Origin of the sequence: Streptomyces hygroscopicus subsp. hygroscopicus, from assembly GCF_030269125.1 — a bacterium.
GTDB classification, from domain to species: domain Bacteria; phylum Actinomycetota; class Actinomycetes; order Streptomycetales; family Streptomycetaceae; genus Streptomyces; species Streptomyces hygroscopicus_C.
Genome location: NZ_BSSM01000008.1, coordinates 1 through 16,950, shown reverse-complemented (window position 1 = coordinate 16,950; position 16,950 = coordinate 1). Strand labels below are relative to the sequence as shown.

The following is a 16,950-nucleotide window of genomic DNA, read 5'->3' as shown; positions in this document are numbered from 1 at the left end:
CGTCACACGGCTCCGCCGAGACGGTGCAGGACGCCCTGGAGGAGGGAGGCCGCGTCGAGGTTCACGCCACCCTTGCGGAGGAAGACGGCGTTGAGCAGCTGATCGGTGGCCAGTTCGCCCTCGGCGCGGCGTTCGAGGAACTCCCGCAGCAGGTCGTCGGTGTCGTCCAGGGCGTCGGGACCGAGGTGCGCGGCGACGATCTCCCGAAGCCGCCGCTCGTTGGGCTCGGGGAGATCGAGGCGAACGCAGCGCCGCAGGAAGGCGGGCGGGAATTCCCGTTCGCCGTTGCTGGTGATGACTACAACCGGGAACTCACGGCAGCGGACGCGGCCGCGCGTGACCGGGGCGGTCTCATCCAGGTCGTCGGTTCGAACGTGTACCGGTGCGTGGCTCGCGGGCAGCCGGGTGAGTTCGGAGATGGCGAACTCTCCCTCCTCGAAGACGGTCAGCAGGTCGTTGGGTAGGTCGACGTCACCCTTGTCCAGCTCGTCGATGAGTAGCACGCGGGGGCGCTCCCGGGGCACAAGCGCGTTGCCCAGAGGGCCGAGCCGGATGTACTGGCCGATGTCCGGTTCGGTGCCGTCCGCGTCGCGCCGCAGGGTCGCCTCGCGCAGCCGGCCGACGGCGTCATAGAGGTAAAGGGCATCCTGAAGAGTTGAGCGGCTGTTCACCGGCCACTGCAGGACACGGCCGAGCGCGAGTTCGTGAGCGATGGCGTGGGCCAACGAGGACTTGCCCGTGCCGGGCTGCCCGGTCACCAGGAGGGGCCGGCGCAGGTGGAGTGCCGCGTTCACCACCTCCACCTCGTCGGGGCCGATGAGGTAGGGCCGCGGGTACGGAACCCTGTCACCGGTCACGGTCTCCTGCCGGTCGAACCGGCGCCACGGGGGTGCAGCGGGGAACGGTACCTCACGGCGCTCGCCGTCTCCGCGGAACAGCCACCAGTCGTCGCCTCCGCCGTCGGAGGATGAAAGCCGAGGGCTTGTACCGGCCAGGGGCTCTGAGGTGGTCATGACGCGTGCGATCCTCTCCAAGGGTCACTCAGTTGAAGCGACTCAGTCTGCGGGAGACGACCTTCCGGTTCCCACACGAGGGAGGGCCGTGCCCGCCGCTCCGCCGGGCAAGCTGCCGAGTCGCTCCGGAAGCCCCGGACCCGCTCGGGAAGTCCCTCCAGGTCGCCGGCGGGAGCCAGGATCTCCAGTCTCCCTGCGTCCTCGTAGCCAATGGCCTCACGGTCCCACAGCACGACCGGGACGCCCAGGACGAGACATTTCAGTAACCAGGACCGACGCTCGTTGGCGGGGCCGTGGAGAACGACCCGCGCGGTATCACGATGCTCAGTCTTCAGCAGATTCACGAGCTGCCTGGCGTCGCCGGACGTCCGGCCGGTGACGAGCACCGACGCGCGTCCGTTCTTCCACCGGCGCTCCTGGTCGCCTTCGCGTTCCGGCCTCTGGTCACTGAGTTCCGGGCAGCTCAGGGAGACGCGGTAGTCCGCTCCGATTGGCCACGCCGGAAGAATGTCGTCGAGCGCTCCGGGCTCCCATTCGTCGACGGCCAAGTCGAGCCCCGCCCGGTCGACCACGACGGTCACCCACGGCACATGGTCGCCTTGCCCCGGCTCCTGGGCCGCGGCGAAGACCGCCTTGCTCAGGGTGCTCGCCGCCTCCCGCGGGGTCTTGGGCTCCGACTCCGCCTCCTTGAGCACACGGTACGAACCGTCGTCGCGGACGAGCAGAATCCGGACCCGGTACCGGTCGTCTCCCGCGGCGGGGTCGTGTGCCAAATCCATCACGACCCGCGACACCGGCGACGCTGCGCGCTTCGCCCACTGGGCGGCGTCCGCACGCCGCTCGCCCAAGGCCCCGGCGTGGATTCCGAGCCGCCGGGCGGTCTTCCCCGACCACGCGCGCAGGTCGTCGCCCAGCCCGTCGCCCGCGGCCGCCGCCACGTACTCGACGAGCCGCAGTAGCGCCGGCACCGGCGGGGCATCCTCGGGACCGCTCACACCGTCGGACAGATCCTCCAAGCTCTCGACCACGCCGCAGACATCGTCCGCGCTGAGCTGCGGACGGGTGAGGATCTCCGGAAGTACGACGTATCGCAGCGCCTCACCGGCTGTTCGGGGCAGCAGCGCCGGCTGCTTCTCGCAGAGCCGGCGCAGCAGGCCGGTCAGGGCGTCGTACTCGTTCACGGAGAGCAGCGACCCGCAGTCGAGTCCCCTGGCCCACGAGAACAGACGAGTCAGAGCGGCGCGGGCCGTCCCTTGCGCGCTGCTCGCGAGGGCTTCGCCGAGAGACGCGAGTGCTCGGGGATGGGCCATGAGGAGCGCCACGAGGTCGGCAGCAGTGGGCTCATACCCCTGGGCCTCGTAGCCCAGTTCGCGCGCCAGGGCCCGGGCGTGGTCGCCACGGACGCCGGGGTGCGAGAACAACGGCGCAAGCAGCGTCTCCAGTTCGCGCTCAGCGGGCGTGCGCTCGGCGGCGGGCACGGCCTCGGGCAGGGACGCGCCGATCGCACTCAGCTCGGGAGACCGACCGGTTTGTTCCTCGACGTGGGACACGAAGCCGCCGTCCCCGGCGAAGGAGGACACCGGCAGGGCGATCAGCCGACGGGCTCCGTAGGCGTGGTCCTCCTCGGTCACGACGCCGACGAGGTGGCCGCCGCAGAAGATCGCCGTGCCCGAGGCCCCGCCCCAGGCGTTCCCGCCGTCGGTACGGGCGGTGGGGGCCGGTCCCTGGTCGAGGACGTAGCGGTCCTTGCCTCCGGAGAGGACCGGCAGGACACCGCGCAGGTGCTCCGGGGCCCGGGTCTCCCCTTTGGCAGCCCAGGGATAGCCGAGGCCCTCGTACGGCAGCGGCGCGGTGCCCGCTGGGCAGCCCCAGCGGACGGAGCCGGGCGGATCGATCTTGCGGTCGATGCGCAGCAGTGCGACGTCCAGTCCGTCCGGGTGGGCCCAGAGCAGCTCCGCGTCCGCGCGCGTCGTCTCGCCGTCGAGGTGGTGGCCTACGCGTACGGTGATGACCGGCCACAGCGTTCCCGTGTCGCGGTCCTCCAGCACATGGCGGGCGGTCAGTACGAGCCGCGGGGCGATCAGATAGCCGGAGCCGACGGTGAGGCGACCCTCACCGGTGCCCCCGCTGCGGATCAGAGCCAGTCTGCGGCGATCCACGTCACTCCTCGTCCAGCGACCCGAACTCGTCGTCGCCGATCTCGGGGCGCGCGCCTCCGAGGGCCCGGTCCTTGACCGACAGCTTCAGCACCAGCTTGTGGGTACGGACGGTGGTTTGCTCGCCCCCCGCGCCGACGACAACTACGCCGAAGGAAAGCTTGCCGTCCCCTTTGGCAGACTTGCGCAGCTCCAGCTGCAGCTCCAGCTCGGCCTCCTCGACGCCGAAGGCGAACTGCTGGTTGATGCCAAGCTGCTGCGCCTCGTACAGCTCTTGGCGCAGCTCCTCGATGGCTGCGGCCAGTCCGATAGTCGACACCTTCGCCCCGCCCCCGGTTCAAGACAATGAGAAAAACAGTAGGTCGCCGTACGGTACAACGCTCGTGAGACACCACAAACCTCGGTCATGGACAATGACTTGTGGAAGGAGCCGTCCACCGCATGCCACCGCGCGAGAAGAAGTCCACCGAGCAGGAGGAAACTTGAGCGCCTCCACCCCCGAGGAGATCCAGGCGACCCTCTGGAAGGCAGCCGACAAGCTGCGCGGCTCCGTCGACTCCGCCCAGTACAAGGAGTTCATACTCGGGCTGATCTTCCTAAAGTTCGTCTCCGACGCGTTCGACGAGCACCGGAACAGGCTCGCCAAGGAGCTTGCCGAGGACGGCGTCTCGGACGACCGAATCGGTGTCTTCCTGGAGGACCGCGACGAGTACACCGGCGCCCACGTCTTCTGGGTACCGGAGACCGCCCGTTGGTCCTGGATCGCCGCGAACGCTAAGAGCCAGGGTGTGGGCAAGCTCCTCGACGAGGCGATGGACACGGTCATGCGGGAGAACGCCTCTCTGGCGGGCGCTCTCCCCAAAGTCTTCAACCGCGATGACGCCGGCCAACAGCGCGTGGCTGAACTCTTCGACCTCATCACCGACGCGCGCTTCGGCAGCACCGAGGACAAGCCGGCCCAGGTCGTACTGGGCGACGTGTACGAGTACTTCCTCAACAACTTCGCGCGCGCGGAGGGCAAGAAGGGTGGCGAGTTCTACACCCCTCAATCAGTGGTCCGGCTGATCGTGGAGATTCTGGAGCCGTACAACGGGCGCGTGTACGACCCGGCGTGCGGCACAGGCGGCATGCTCGTACAGGCGAGCAAGTTCATCGAGGCACACGGGGGCCGCGGCCACAAGGCCGACATCGCGGTCTACGGCCAAGAGGTCAACGAGCGCACCTGGCGCCTGGCCAAGATGAACCTCGCCATCCACGGCATCGACGCCAACCTGGCCGCCCGTTGGGGCGATACCTTGGCCGACGACAAGCACCCGGACCTCAAGGCCGACTTTGTGATGGCCAACCCGCCGTTCAACATGAGGGACTGGGAGCGGGACGAGAGCGACGTCCGTTGGCAGTACGGGGTTCCTCCGAGGAACAACGCCAACTTCGCGTGGCTCCAGCACGCCGTCTCGAAACTGTCCGACCGCGGGACGGCCGCCGTCGTCCTCGCCAACGGCTCACACTCCTCGCCCAGAGTCGAGGCTGAGATCCGCCAGGCGATGGTGGAAGCTGACCTGGTCGCCTGCATGGTTGCATTGCCGCCCCAACTCTTCCGGACGACCCAGATCCCGGCGTGCCTGTGGTTCCTGACCAAAGACAAGTCCCCGCAGGGCGCGAAACGCCTGGACGACCGGCGCGGCACAACCCTTTTCATCGACGCCCGCGGAATGGGCGAGATGGTTGACCGGACCGAGCGGAATCTGACAGAAGCCGACCTCGCAAAAATCGCTGGCACGTACCACGCCTGGCGAGGCACGGCATCAGCGCAGGAAGCAAACCTGGCCTACCAAGACGAGTCCGGCTTCTGCTTCTCGGCGGATGTGGCGACTGTGCGCGAGCATGAGTACGCGCTGGCCCCGGCACGTTATGTCGGCGTGGGCCTGCCAGCCGCCGTGGAGCCGCAAGCGGTCCCGCGGAGCGGTCCCGCGGCCCTGATGAAGGACCTGTACGCAATCTTCGACTGAGAACCGCCAGCGAGAGCCGCCGGCTGGGCGGGGTGCCTGAGGCGGGTGAAGCGAGAACGCTGGGCACACGCCGTCTGGCCCCACACGTTCACGACTGCACTAATCCACCTGGGACGGCCGCGCCCCTCGACGGTGCTGTCCTGCCCACGACGGCACCGTGGAACCTGTTATTGGTCGGGACCCGGAACATAGGCACGAGCACAGGCTGCCGCCGACAGGGCCGTTGGATAAACGCGGCCGTGCGGGCATCGGCCCGCGAAGGGAGGGAAAGCGTGCACGTCAGCGGACCGTATGGCGCACCTTGACCGGGTCATGGTGCGCTTCAGCCCCGTCAAGTGCGCTCGGGGAAGCCGGGGAAGTTCTCGACCTCGGTTGTGGTGGTGAGCGCACCGCCGACGAAGATGGCGCCGCCGAAGACGAGCGGCTTGAGCTCTGGCGCGGGCAGTGTAGAGGGCGGCGGTGAATCCGGCGCGGCCGGAGTTACTGAGCGCTGGAGCAGCCACCACACGGGCACTTGGAAGAACCATCTACGACCGTGACTTGCGTAGTGAGGCGAACAAGGCACCAGGTCCGCTTCCTGCATGTTCGTGAAGATCTCACCCGTGGTTTCTGGGGCTCCTGATTACCTGGTGCCGCCATCTACCTTGCCCGCGCGCACCCAACTCTCGCCCAGCCCTGGCCACGCTGCATACTCGTCTCGGGCCTGGTTCAGTGGCCCGTCAACAGGAATGTGACGTATTTCCGGACACCGAGGTTGCGGCGGGTCTCCGACCGTGCGGTGCTGAGTTCGCCCGTCACCCTCGCTCGCTCCACCTCGGCGCCGCCGAGCTGCTTCTGACGTTGCAACAGGTCAGCACGTTTGCGCTGGGTCTCCATAGCGCGCTGCTGGCGGTCGGCCGTGAGCCGCTGCCGTTCGTCGGTGATCTGCTTTTGGAGGACGTCCCTGTCCTGCTGGGCCTTGCTCTCCGCCTGCTTTACCTCCCGGTCGTACTGCGCCCGCAGCGTGGCGATCTCCGCGCGGATCCTCGTCAGGGCGGGCCCGGGCAGCTTGGCGGGTGCGGAGGCCCTGGCCCGTTGCTCCAGGGACCGCCGCCATGCGTCGAGGGCACTCGCCCGCGCTTCGCCCACGCCGGACACGCGGACGTGGTGGCCGCCTGGGCGGACGAAGTAGGCGACACGGCTCCCGGAACCCTGGCTCTGGGAGTAGGACACCCCCGTGAAGTCGGCCGCCGTGCGGATACCGGCCTGCACCAGAGCCCCGACCGTCTTGGCGCCCATGTTCGGCAGTGACCGCGCTTCCTGGATCGAGGTGGCGCGGAGCTTCGCCTCGACGTGCTGGCGCACCGCGGGTTCCAGCGCGGCGGCGATCATGCTCTGCTCTCTGGCGGGCAGTTCCGCCTTGCGCTTGCGGGACTGGTCGGTGCGGCGGTTCAGGTCCATAGTGATGCGGGCCAGTCCGTCGCGCAGGTCGGTCTGGATGGTCTGGATGCGCTTGTCGGTGGCCGCGCCGTCCTTGGCCGTGGCGGCGTCCAGCTTCTGGATCTCCTGCTCCAGCCGCCGGTGGGCGCCGGCCGGATCCTTGAGTTCGCGGGCCCGGCGACGTAGTCCCCGGACCCGTTGGCGGGCGGTGCGGTACTCCGGCCTGAGCCGCCGGCCTACGCCGATCAGGGCGGTCGAGGCGAGTAGGGCGGCCCCCTGCGCGGCAGGCAGGTAGCCCTCCGGCTGTCCGACAGTGACTGCGAGCACGGCGGGGGCGGCGGTGCTCAGTACGGCAGTGGCCGCGGCCGCCAGGTCGCGAGGGCGGCGCCCGGTGAAGCCCGCGGAGGCGGGGGCCGGCGCGCTAGTCGGCACTGCTCTGGCGGGGGCGGACGCCACGCGATCCACCAGCCAGGCTGGGATGCCACCGGAAGGTGCATTTGCCGGGGCGGCGGCACCAATCGAACCGCCGGTCGCCGTCGGAGCCGCGGCGCCGCCCTTTCGCTTGCGGGGTGGGGCGGGGAGCGTGAGCGCGTCGGCGGTCAGGCGGGGCAGCGTAGAGCAGGGTTGCCCGAGGAAGCCCCGGACGCGGTCCGCCTCCGCGCGGAGCCGTTGGTCGGAGTGGCCGAGGAGCAGGGGCCAGGCCAGGGAGGTCGCCGGGTCCTTGAAGTCGGACTCGGAAAGGATCAGGTACTCGCCCTGGGTGTCGTGGAGCTGGGTCCACAGGCCGGGGTCGGTGGCGACGGCGAGCAGGGAGAGGTGGATGAGCCAGGCCGAGAAGCGGTCCATGGCGGGCCCGAAGTCGGTAGCGCCGCGTTGCGGCGACTGGTAGTTGCGGTGGCCGTTCTCCGTCGCCGGCTCGCCCTTGAGGGCGGGTACGTACATGCCGTCGTAGTCGACGAGCCGGAGGGTGTTGTCGTCCGCCACGAGGATGTTGCCGTGCTGCAGGTCGCCGTGGGCGATGCCGTGGTCCTCCAGGTCGCCCGCCAGCTCGAAGAAGCGGTCGGCGAGGGCGTGGACGGCAGCCGAGTCGTGGCGGTGGCGGTCGATCCACGAGATGAGGTCAGTGCCCTGCACCCACGCCATCCGCACCACCGGGAACCAGTCGCCGAGAGCCAGCACGCCCTGCTCCAGGAACTCGAAGCGCACAGGCCACGGCTGGGAGAGGCCACCGGTGTCGAGGGCGCGCAGGGCAGCGCTGATCGCGGTGTAACGGACGCCGATGGCGGAGGTGTCCCGAGTGAAGCACTTGAGCGCGTAGCGCTGCCCGTCCCGCGCGGTGACGGAGAAGACGCTGGCGAAGTTGCCAGAGATCGCCTTGGGTCCGAGGACGGGGCTCTGCTGGACGGTTCCGTGCCGGAGATCGGGATCGCGGAAGCAGAGTTCGGGGTGCTGCAGGGCCTCCGCGTAGTTCGCGCCCGTGGGGAACTTCCGGACCGCATCGGTTCCGGTGGCTTGGCGACCGCCGCGGGACACAGCCATCACGCCTCCGTTCTCACCCGGATCCGGATCAGGGTCACGTCGTCGTTGCGCATGAGCCCGCGCGCCCGCTGGTCCTCCACCCACTCCGTGAAGGGCTCATCGCCCACCTCGGCAAGCGTGGCCAGCACGGTGCCGGGCGCCCGGTGCCCGTGGTGCGGGGACAGCAGCCAGGCGGCCAGCGCGTCGCTGGCCAGCAGCACCTCGTCGCCCGGCGCCAGGGTGCCGTGGGCGAGCCGCAGCCGCTCGGCCACCAGGGCCGTGTCGTGGTTACGGCTGCCGAGGAGCTGGGGGGTGATGCCGAAGCCCTCGACGTCCTCGACGGGGAAGGCCCGCCGGACGACACCGTCCCGCAGGTGGAACAGGCAGCTGTCGCCCAGGGCGAAGGCGTGCCAGGACCAGTCGGCCCTACCGTCACCGGACACGGTGGCTCGGACCTCCGCCCCCAGGACGGTCGCGAACGCGCCCTTCTCCAGGCCGGGTTGCTCGTACCAGGTGATGGGCCGGCCACGGGCGTCGCGCTCCGCCCGGTACCACTCGAGGTACGCTTCCCAGCGAGGCGCGGACCGTTCCATGAGGTCGACGACGAACGTGTCCACGTCGTTCCACCAGTCACGGCCGAGGGACATCGACTCGACGGCGTCCGCGACGAGACGTTCTGCCCAGGCGCCCGCAAGCAGGCTCTCCGAGGCGCCGTCGGACACCGCCGCGTACAGCGGGAGGACGGTACGGCCCTGGTCGTCGGCCCGGGCGTCCCCGACCCAGGACCGCCCGGCGTCCTCGCACTCCTTGAGCGTGTTGCCCGCCTTGGGTACCCGCAGCAGCTGGCATTCCGGCAGGGCCGAAACGTCCTCCATGGTCAGCGCAGCTCCGTCTCGGTGGTCAGCGCAGCTCGGTGGCGCGGGTGCCGATGTCCAGGAACTCCACGATGGAGGTGATGTCCGCGTTGTAGACGAAGCCCCGGGTGGTCTCGCTGACGCGGTGCCCCTGCGAGGCCGCGTAGGAGCGCATGTGGCTGGGCAGCACGCTGGACATCTGGAACAGCAGCCGGGCGTACGTGTCCGGCAGCCCCTCCTCGCTGTCCGGGAAGGTGACCGGTGTGCCGCCGCTGCCGGACACGTGGAGGTTGAACAGGAGGACCGCGCCATCGGCGGTGGCGTGCGAGGCCAGCGCGATGGCGGCGCTGGTGGGGTCGCCGTCGGTGGACTCGCCGTCGGTGAGGTTGAGCACGATCGGCGGGAAGCCGCTCGGGTGCGCCTCGACCCAGTTCGCCACGAGGCTGTCCGCGTAGCCGAGGGCGCGTGTCATGGGCGTACCGCCGTTGGTCACCGGGTCCATCCACACCGGGAACTGCACCGAGGTCTCGACCAGGCCGCCGGCGCCGTCCGGCACCTTCTTGGTACGGCTCTCCACCCGCGCCGGGTTGTTGGCGACCTCGCTCAGCGGAACGAGGTCGCGCCCGGCCAGCGCCCCTTGGAACGCAGAGCCCACGTGGTTGTGTCCGTACCCGATCACGGCCACGTGGAAGTAGTCCCGTACGCCTTCCTCTTTGGCACACTTGACGGACAGTTCGGTCAGCAGCCGGTTGATCGCGTCGGAGACGACCTCGGCCCTCTGCCGCGTGACCTCACCGGCGCCCATGGGATCGCTCATGGAGGCGGACTGGTCCACGAGGAAGATGAAGCAACCCGGATTGGTTCGGCTGATCTCTGCGGTGTACGGCACTGCGCCCCCCCTTGCTGTGAAGGGGATCACCATATCGAATGACCAGTGCTTTCACGCTGCCTTCACAGTCTCGATGTCGGGGAAGTGATCGACACTCACATGCCGTTCCACCGGCCGCCGGCATGAGCCCCCGACGGTCTGCTCGACGACGTTTGGATCCAAGTGCTGCTCGGCGTCGTGGAGGAGGTTTTCGATGTCTCCGGAATCGAGGCTAGTGCCTTCACCCAGGGCAGATTCCCATCAGGGCAGATTCCCATGATCAATGACATGCGAGGCAGTCTGCTGGTTACGCCTCGTGTGGCCACTGGGGCTGCGCGGCGTTCGGAGTGATGAACACCGCAAGGCAGCGGAACTCGCCACTTGAATTCTCCAGTTGGGTGTACTGACGCCAGGCGAGCGTGTAGGCGCCGCGCAGCACTCGGGTGTTGTCCGGGAAGGAACCGCCGGCCCACAGCAAGGTGCCGCTCAGTTGGCGCCCGTGGTGGATGCGGAACTCCTCGTCCCTGGTGGGCGTTCTGCGTTGCCTGGGGCGCCACAGGGCCGCCTCGTTTGTGATGAGCAGGGCCAGCCCGTTCTGGTCCTCGCGGTCGCAGAAGCGTTCCAGCCTTGCTACGTCCCGCAGGAAGTCCCTACGTGCGACGTCTGGGGCGTTGTGTCCGCGCAAGGCGTACTCCTCGGGAGGCGTACCTGCTGTACCCGACCATTGTCGGGTCACGTACTTGAACTCGATTGCCGTACGGCTCGCCGGCCCCAGGCACAGTAGGTCCAGGTACTCCGAGGCGTTGCTTCCGCGTACCGGGATCTCGAGACGGCACCTGACATCCGGTGCGACCTCGCCTACAGCGAGGGCGAAACTGTGCTGGAGATCGGCTTCGGAGTGGAACACCGGCCGCCGCGCGCGTAGACACTCCAGGACTTCGTCCAGCGTGGCGCTACCCGCGATCGTCTCCAGATTGGCGGGCGGAGGCGGGGGTGTTGGCATCGGCGTGGCCATGACGCCATTGAAGACTGTGCGGCCTGCCCATGTCAGCTGACGTCGACTACCGTCGACAGGACGTCGGCCACATCGCTGGACGCCGAGGCGCTCATGATCCGCCGAACGCATCTTCAAAGGGGCCGATACCGAGGATGCCGTCGGGCAGCAGCGATCTCCTAAAGAAGGTTGGTACGACGGAACCCGGGCTTGCTCGACTACTGGGTGCAGCGGCGGGGTGCATCGTGACCGACGGTTATCGAGTCGCGCCTCGGGAGCACGTTCCGCACGCGGTACGGCCTCCTCTGAGGCTGGTCAGGGTGAGGGTGATGGCCGTGCTGCACCTGCAGCGGCAGCGCCACCGGTCGGTGGTCTTCCCCGGATAGGGCTCCAACGGCTCGAACCCGGCGGCGCGTGCCTCCGCGGCGGCTGTCGCGGGATCGGTTCGGCCACCGGATCGGGGGCACTTCTTGCAGCCGGTGGTGCCCGACCGGATGGAGGACAGGCGCGTCGCTACTTCGTTTCCACAGGAACAGCGGCAGCGCCAATGGTCCGTGGTGCGGCCGGGGTACGGCTCCAGCGGCTCGAACCCGGCCGCTCGCACTTCGGCGGACGCACGCTCGTCGGTTGCCGAGTTGAGGGCACAGAACCGGCAGCCCTTCGAACCGCTGTTGACGTTGGAGTAGGTGGGGCTGGTTTCGCGACCGCATGTGGTGCAGCGGCACCGCCACGGCGTTTGGCTGCCCGGATAGGGTTCCAGCGGTTCGAGTCCGGCGGTGCGCATGGTTTCTCGGGCCTTCGGCGCGTTCGTGGCGGCGCGTTTCGCCTGGGTCTCCTTTGCCCGGCAGACGCGACAGCGCTGGCCCGCGTTACGGACGGCGTTGAACGTAGGACGCCCCTCGTGCCCGCAGGTCGTGCAGCGCGAGGGCCAAGTCGCGTTGGTGCGGCCGGGATATGGCACGAGTGGCTCGTATCCGCAAGCCCGCATCTCAGCGGCTGCGGCCTCCGCGTCGATGAGGACCGCAGCACGTGGTCGGCCGCCAACTCGGGGCGCATAGGGTTTTTCTGCGCTCCGTGTTTCCTCATCGACCATGGCCCAGACCTCGGCCGCCGTGATGCGGGCTGCGGAGCAGGTCTCGGTCCAGCCGTTCGGCATGACGTCGCTCGTGAGGAAAGGAACGAGTCCGGCCTGACGCAGGCGGCCCAGCACGGCCTGCTCGACGTCGTAGGCGGCTGCGCCGGTGGTGTATTCACGGGCCTGATGCAGTTGCCAACCCTGGCGTTCGTGTTGGATGAGGCGAGAGGTGTAGCCGGTGCAGGCGCCGATCCCGATCTTGACGGCTTTCCACTCCTGGTGGGTGATCACGTAGACCTTCGACGGTCCTGCCAGGTCGATGCCGTGGGTGGCACAGAACTTGCATCCTCCACCAGCACGGATCTTCATGAGCGTCGGGGAGACCTCGTTGCCGCAGGTTGTGCAACGGCACCGCCACGCAGTCACCGAGGTGGCATAGGGCTCCAGCGGCTCCAGCCCGGCCGCGCGCATGGCAGCCACCGCGCTGTCTGGGTCGGTCTTTCTACCCGCTGCCGCCCTCACGTCGGCGCAGTGCCGACAGCCGCCTTGGCCCGCCAGAATGCCGCCCAGACTCGGTGACGTCTCTCGCCCACAGCCGTTGCAGCGACACCGCCACGCCTTGTCACGACGCCCGGCGTACGGTTCGAGCGGGTCCAGGTCGGCGGCACGCATGAGGGCCTCGGCTTCGTCCGCGGGCCAGCGGCGTCGGCCACCCGGGGAGGGAGGGCAGTATGGGCATGCCCGAAGGCCGCGCCTGAGGTTGCTCAACCTGATCTCGACGTCTCGGCCGCACGGGAGGTGGCGGCAGTGCCACAGCCCGCTCGGTCCCGGGTAGGACTCCAGCGGCTCGAGGTCGAAGTCCTTCGCCTCAATTGCGGCCCGGTCGCCGTCCGCGCGGGGCAGTGCGCGGCGACGCGACCATGCCCGGCTGATGCCCTGCCCGGCGTTCTTGCGCCCGCACGGGCCGCAGCCCCCTTGTCCGCCCTTGACCGACCCATGAGTGGGTGTCCCGATCGTGCCGCATGTTGTACAGCGGCACCGCCAGGGCATGTCGGTCCCGGGATACGGCTCCAACGGTTCCAGACCCGCCGACCTCATGAGCGCGGCGGCCTGGTCCGGATCGACCGGCGCGTTCGGCGCGCACCATCGGCACGGTCCCCCTCCGCGTTTGATGTACGAGTAGCGCGGCTTGACCTCCCGACCGCACGGCACGTGCCGGCAGCGCCAAGGGGGTGTCGCCCCGGGATACGGCTCCAGCGGTTCCAGGCCGACCGAGCGCATCAACGCCACCGCCGCCTCCGGCGGAATCGATGCCGTGCCTGAGCAGTATCCGCAGCCGCCCTGCCGGCCCGCGGCAATGTTGCCCAGCCGCGGTGACACTTCTCTCCCGCACGCTTCATGGCGGCAGCGCCAGGGCTTATCACTTCCTGGATAGGGCTCCAGTGGTTCGAGCCCGGCAGCCCGCATAATCAGCACCGGATCGCGTGGATCCTTCCGCGGACGTCCCGTCGCCACCCGGCCTCCTTCTGAAGTGCCCGCTTCCGGGGTGAGGATCGCACGCGGCACTGACAATGGCCTTGTTCACGTCAGGAGCTTGGGGCGGTTCGGCGAGGTGGGCGACTCACTGGGCGGCGGTGGCGAACGCGACACGGTGTCCGGCCTGACAGGCCCTGATCCCCAGGCCGATGGCGAGGTGGGTCTTGCGATCTCCCGGAACCCGCCAGCCTCAACGCGGTACTCCAGGAGCTGCTGTCGATCCTCCAGTGACGGCGGACGGTCAACTCGGGTCTCCCCGCTTCTCGCAGGGCGGCCATAGAGGTCGAAAATGTCGGGCGCGTCAGGTAGTCGGGCCATCACCATGGCTCCATGGACCATGAGCTTGTGGATGACGTAGACGCCCCGATGGATGACCCTAACGATCTGACTCGACTGCCTCAGCGCCGGTCGGAATGGGACAGCATCGCTGTTCTCGGAGGTGCTGAAGAAGACGATCTCGATCTGGCTCTCGGTTACCTGGAGGCCGGCGCCATCCTGGCGAGCCACTGGATCCGGACCGGGGCGAACGACGCTCTGCCTGTGCCGATCTACTACCAGTACCGGCACGCCATCGAACTCGCCTTGAAGTGGAACATCCGGTTGGCTGCGGCTTGTCTGCGTCGAGACGGCGTGTCGGTGCCGCCCGAGGAACTCGACAGCTTTCTAACGACGTCCCATGCGATCGCGCATCTGGCGGACCGATTCAACCAGTACCTCGGCCGGTTGATGCCGCCCCCGAACGACCGGATCGATCCGACCACTCAAGGCACCCTGGACTGGCTGCACCAGCTCGACGAGAAGGGGCAGACCTTCCGATACAGCACGGTGAAGGGTGGCAAGGGACAGGGGTTGGTGCGGGCGCGGCCGAACCAGCAGCGGGTCGACTTCGACGCGGACGTCCGGCGTCTGCATGATGCCGCTTGGATGCTGTACGCAGGCTGTTCCGGTGTCCTCGACGCGCACGCGGAGAACCAAGCCGAGTACTACGCGGAGTACAACGCCGAGTACGACGTCGAGATGCCGTCCGCCATGGACTACTGAAAGCCCCGCGGCGGTGGCCCTGCGCCGTCTGCGAGGATGCAGCCATGATGAACGAGTGGAGCGCCATCAGGGAGTTCCGCCTCTTCGAGGATGAGGACCCGGACGCGCGGCGAGACCCGGGTCCGTCGCCCCCCACGGAGCCGCCAAGGACACTTGGCGCTGAAGACCTTCCCCCGCCTGGGCAGGTTGCCTGCCGGTACTGCCGCGCCGCGTACGACCCGGGCAACGCGGACGAGGTGAAGTTGCACACCGATCCCGTGAAATGCGGGCAGTCGTGCCGGTGCGTCGGGCGTCCACGCTGTTACACCTGCGGCGGCTCGTTCTGCATGTGCGCCGCACACTGAACGTCCGGCGAGAGGACTGCTTATGCCCGAACGCGTGGACGTCGAGGGGATCAGTTAGGAAATTCTGGACGTAGCCCCGTGGTCGGAGTGGGTTCACTTGGTCGGCGCGGAAGTGCCGCAGATGCCGGGCGTCTACCTCGCCAAGCGGGGCGCGGCTGGCCCGCTCGTCTACGTCGGTATGGCAGGTGAACGCCAGGGAGAGGGTCTGCGCGGGCGGCTGCGGCGTTACACCAGCGGCAAGGCGCTGGCCTCCGGGCTCGGAGAGGCGGTCTTCGACCGGGCACTGGTCGACCCCCAGTGGCGTCGCGAGCGGCTGGCGGAGGCTGAAACCGGGCGGTCCAGGCGGGCGACCCGGTGAATCCTTCGCTGTTCCCGGCTTCGCCTGCTTCGTGCTCCGGGAACGGAAACACGTTGAGGGTGCCCGATTTTTTGTTTCATTGCTCCAGCTCGTGGGCGGCCAACAACAGTCCATCAAGCAGGTAGTCCGGGATCGTCACCCGCAGAGTTAGCTCCTCGTGGGGCCGGCTGTAGCGAACCTCCAGCCCGAAGGCACCGTAGAGCCGTCGTTGGATCTCCTCTGGGACCAGGGCGAGGTCAACATCGAGGTGCGGGAGCGCATCCAGCAGAGCCGCGTTGTCGGCGGCGCGCACAGCCTGCTTCGGCGCGCGCAGGTGAGCTAGCTGCTCGGCGAGCTGTTCACGCTGGGCGCCCAGCACGGCGTGCTCGCGTTGGATCGCGTCACGCAACTGCTTCTCCTGATCCGGGTGGAGATCGCTGGCCTCGTGGCCGCCAGGGCCGTCTGCGAGGGTGCGGATGAGACGGGCCTGGCGCTGGCCGATGGCACTGATAGTGCGCCCCAGCGCGGCCCGCTCCTTGGCGATGCGGTCGCCGGCACCGTCCGCGGACCGAGCGCCTTTGGGGGCGGCTCTGAGATGACTACGCCGATCGAGTACGAAGATCCTGGTGGCGAAGAAGCGGGAGATGGAAGCGATCAGGATTTGCTCGCGGATCCACAAGCTCTTGGGGTGATCAGGAAACCACGGCTGATCACGATGTTCGTTGGGGTCGGGCTGGCAGGCGTAGTAAGAGATCTGGTGGCGCGACTTGCCGAACATGCGGCGATCACAAGTGTCGCAGTAGACGTACGATCGCAGGACGTAGGAGCGCTTGGTGGCCGGGTGCGCGTTGGCTCCGTGGGTGGTGCGGGATCCCTGGCGCTTGCGGCCCACGGTGGAGACGGCGTCAAACAGTTCCTTGGTGACAAGAGGCTCATGGACGGGCCGGGGTGACCACACCCAGTCCTTCGGGTCGTTGTAGCGACCACCCTTCTTCATCGCCCGGCGGTTCCAGACCTGGTAGCCCGTGTACTTTGGATTGCGCAGGATCTCTCGCACGGCGGAACCGCTCCAGCACCCCAGGGCCACATCGGGGCGGGTCGGCTCCGGAGGTGGGTAAGCTGCTAGGTCCAGGTTCAGACGGTCGGCGATGGCGTCGTAACCGAGCTTATCCAGCCCGCGAAGCTGGAAGATAAAGGTGACCGCTGAGGCCCGCGGAGGGTCGGGGATGAGCCGGTGCTTGGTACGGCCCTCAGCTCGGCGAGCCGGAACGGGGTGAGGCACCTTCTCCGCCAGGTAGCCGTAGGGAGGCTTCCCCACGTTCCAGCCCTGGGAGATGTGCTCGATGAAGCCGTCCCAGGACAGCTCGAGCATCTGGAGCACGTACCACTCGGAGACGGCCTGCTTGATGCGCCGGGTGAGGGTCGGTGTGGCGAGTTTGGCCCTGGGACCGGTGACGATCGGCTCGTCAGCGGCGCACAGGGCGATTCCAGCTTGCTCCAGCTCGTACTCGATCTTCGTGCCGAAGTAAGTGCGGCGGGCGATGCGTTCGATCGACTCGCAAATAACGGCAGCGAAGCGGCGATTGGGGCGTTGGGCCTCTTTGAGGAGGTCGGTGACGCTGCCGTCGCGTGGGATCGGGATCTTGAAGTTCTCGTGGGCTAAGCGATGTCCCGTAATTGACCTTGGATCTGCTTGCTGACCTGTGGCGTTCGTCGCTCAACCTGCGAGGGTGAGGTTGTGGAGGCGGGAGATGCCGAGCATGGCGTGGTGAACGCCGTCGCCCTT

Annotated in this window: 12 protein-coding genes and 1 pseudogene; 3 read left to right on the top strand and 10 right to left on the bottom strand. The window is 68.4% G+C overall.

The window, feature by feature from the left end; all coding sequences use genetic code 11:
* Positions 1 to 2 precede the first annotated feature (2 nt).
* Genes QSK45_RS18855 through QSK45_RS18845 form a run of 3 tightly spaced genes read right to left on the bottom strand, consistent with a single transcriptional unit; the run spans position 3 to position 3,488 of the window.
* Positions 3 to 1,013, bottom strand: coding sequence for an AAA family ATPase (locus QSK45_RS18855; RefSeq protein WP_100572677.1), 1,011 nt, complete (start codon positions 1,011 to 1,013; stop codon positions 3 to 5).
* Complete coding sequence (locus QSK45_RS18850) at positions 1,010 to 3,172, bottom strand: VMAP-C domain-containing protein (protein WP_285558335.1); 2,163 nt, start codon at positions 3,170 to 3,172, stop codon at positions 1,010 to 1,012. The genes QSK45_RS18855 and QSK45_RS18850 overlap by 4 nt, the downstream gene beginning before the upstream one ends.
* Before the next feature lies 1 nt (position 3,173).
* On the bottom strand, positions 3,174 to 3,488 hold the full coding sequence (locus tag QSK45_RS18845; RefSeq protein ID WP_100572675.1) for a trypco2 family protein: 315 nt from the start codon (positions 3,486 to 3,488) through the stop codon (positions 3,174 to 3,176).
* A gap of 163 nt (positions 3,489 to 3,651) precedes the next feature.
* On the opposite strand from QSK45_RS18845, the gene QSK45_RS18840 reads away from it, so the two are divergent.
* Entirely contained in the window at positions 3,652 to 5,178 is a 1,527-nt protein-coding gene (locus tag QSK45_RS18840) for a class I SAM-dependent DNA methyltransferase (protein WP_285558329.1), read from the top strand.
* 340 nt (positions 5,179 to 5,518) lie between these two features.
* On the opposite strand, the pseudogene QSK45_RS18835 reads toward QSK45_RS18840, so the two are convergent.
* From QSK45_RS18835 to QSK45_RS18810, 6 genes and pseudogenes are all read right to left on the bottom strand, one after another.
* Positions 5,519 to 5,705 (bottom strand): annotated as a pseudogene (locus QSK45_RS18835) (thioredoxin-disulfide reductase); the annotation flags it as partial.
* A gap of 181 nt (positions 5,706 to 5,886) precedes the next feature.
* Positions 5,887 to 8,136, bottom strand: coding sequence for a hypothetical protein (locus QSK45_RS18830; RefSeq protein ID WP_285558327.1), 2,250 nt, complete (start codon positions 8,134 to 8,136; stop codon positions 5,887 to 5,889).
* Positions 8,136 to 8,990: a hypothetical protein gene (locus QSK45_RS18825; RefSeq protein WP_285558326.1), complete on the bottom strand. Its 855-nt coding sequence runs from the start codon at positions 8,988 to 8,990 to the stop codon at positions 8,136 to 8,138. Before QSK45_RS18825 ends, QSK45_RS18830 begins: the two co-directional genes overlap by 1 nt.
* A 25-nt stretch (positions 8,991 to 9,015) precedes the next feature.
* Positions 9,016 to 9,858 carry a vWA domain-containing protein gene (locus QSK45_RS18820; protein WP_285558324.1) on the bottom strand — a complete coding sequence of 281 codons (843 nt, stop codon included), beginning with the start codon at positions 9,856 to 9,858 and terminating at the stop codon, positions 9,016 to 9,018.
* A gap of 286 nt (positions 9,859 to 10,144) precedes the next feature.
* Positions 10,145 to 10,522 (bottom strand): hypothetical protein, encoded by a 378-nt coding sequence (locus tag QSK45_RS18815; protein WP_285558322.1) that lies wholly within the window; start codon positions 10,520 to 10,522, stop codon positions 10,145 to 10,147.
* 565 nt (positions 10,523 to 11,087) lie between these two features.
* The gene (locus tag QSK45_RS18810) at positions 11,088 to 12,386 is read right to left on the bottom strand and encodes a hypothetical protein (protein WP_285558320.1); all 1,299 of its coding nucleotides are present in this window, start codon (positions 12,384 to 12,386) and stop codon (positions 11,088 to 11,090) included.
* A gap of 1,386 nt (positions 12,387 to 13,772) precedes the next feature.
* On the opposite strand from QSK45_RS18810, the gene QSK45_RS18800 reads away from it, so the two are divergent.
* Together QSK45_RS18800 and QSK45_RS18795 are read left to right on the top strand one after the other, a co-directional pair.
* Positions 13,773 to 14,483: a hypothetical protein gene (locus QSK45_RS18800; protein WP_285558318.1), complete on the top strand. Its 711-nt coding sequence runs from the start codon at positions 13,773 to 13,775 to the stop codon at positions 14,481 to 14,483.
* 441 nt (positions 14,484 to 14,924) lie between these two features.
* Entirely contained in the window at positions 14,925 to 15,185 is a 261-nt protein-coding gene (locus tag QSK45_RS18795; protein ID WP_285558316.1) for a hypothetical protein, read from the top strand.
* Between the two features lie 76 nt (positions 15,186 to 15,261).
* Here the strand turns inward: QSK45_RS18795 and QSK45_RS18790 are convergent, their stop codons facing one another.
* Complete coding sequence (locus tag QSK45_RS18790; protein WP_285558314.1) at positions 15,262 to 16,536, bottom strand: recombinase family protein; 1,275 nt, start codon at positions 16,534 to 16,536, stop codon at positions 15,262 to 15,264.
* Positions 16,537 to 16,950 lie beyond the last annotated feature (414 nt).

Excerpts from the sequence above, each read along its gene's own strand:
- QSK45_RS18855 (WP_100572677.1), bottom strand. The coding sequence starts at position 1,013 with ATGACCACCTCAGAGCCCCTGGCCGGTACAAGCCCTCGGCTTTCATCC.
- QSK45_RS18830 (WP_285558327.1), bottom strand. The coding sequence starts at position 8,136 with ATGGCTGTGTCCCGCGGCGGTCGCCAAGCCACCGGAACCGATGCGGTC.
- QSK45_RS18825 (WP_285558326.1), bottom strand. The coding sequence starts at position 8,990 with ATGGAGGACGTTTCGGCCCTGCCGGAATGCCAGCTGCTGCGGGTACCC.
- QSK45_RS18800 (WP_285558318.1), top strand. The coding sequence starts at position 13,773 with ATGGACCATGAGCTTGTGGATGACGTAGACGCCCCGATGGATGACCCT.
- QSK45_RS18790 (WP_285558314.1), bottom strand. The coding sequence starts at position 16,536 with ATGCTCGAGCTGTCCTGGGACGGCTTCATCGAGCACATCTCCCAGGGC.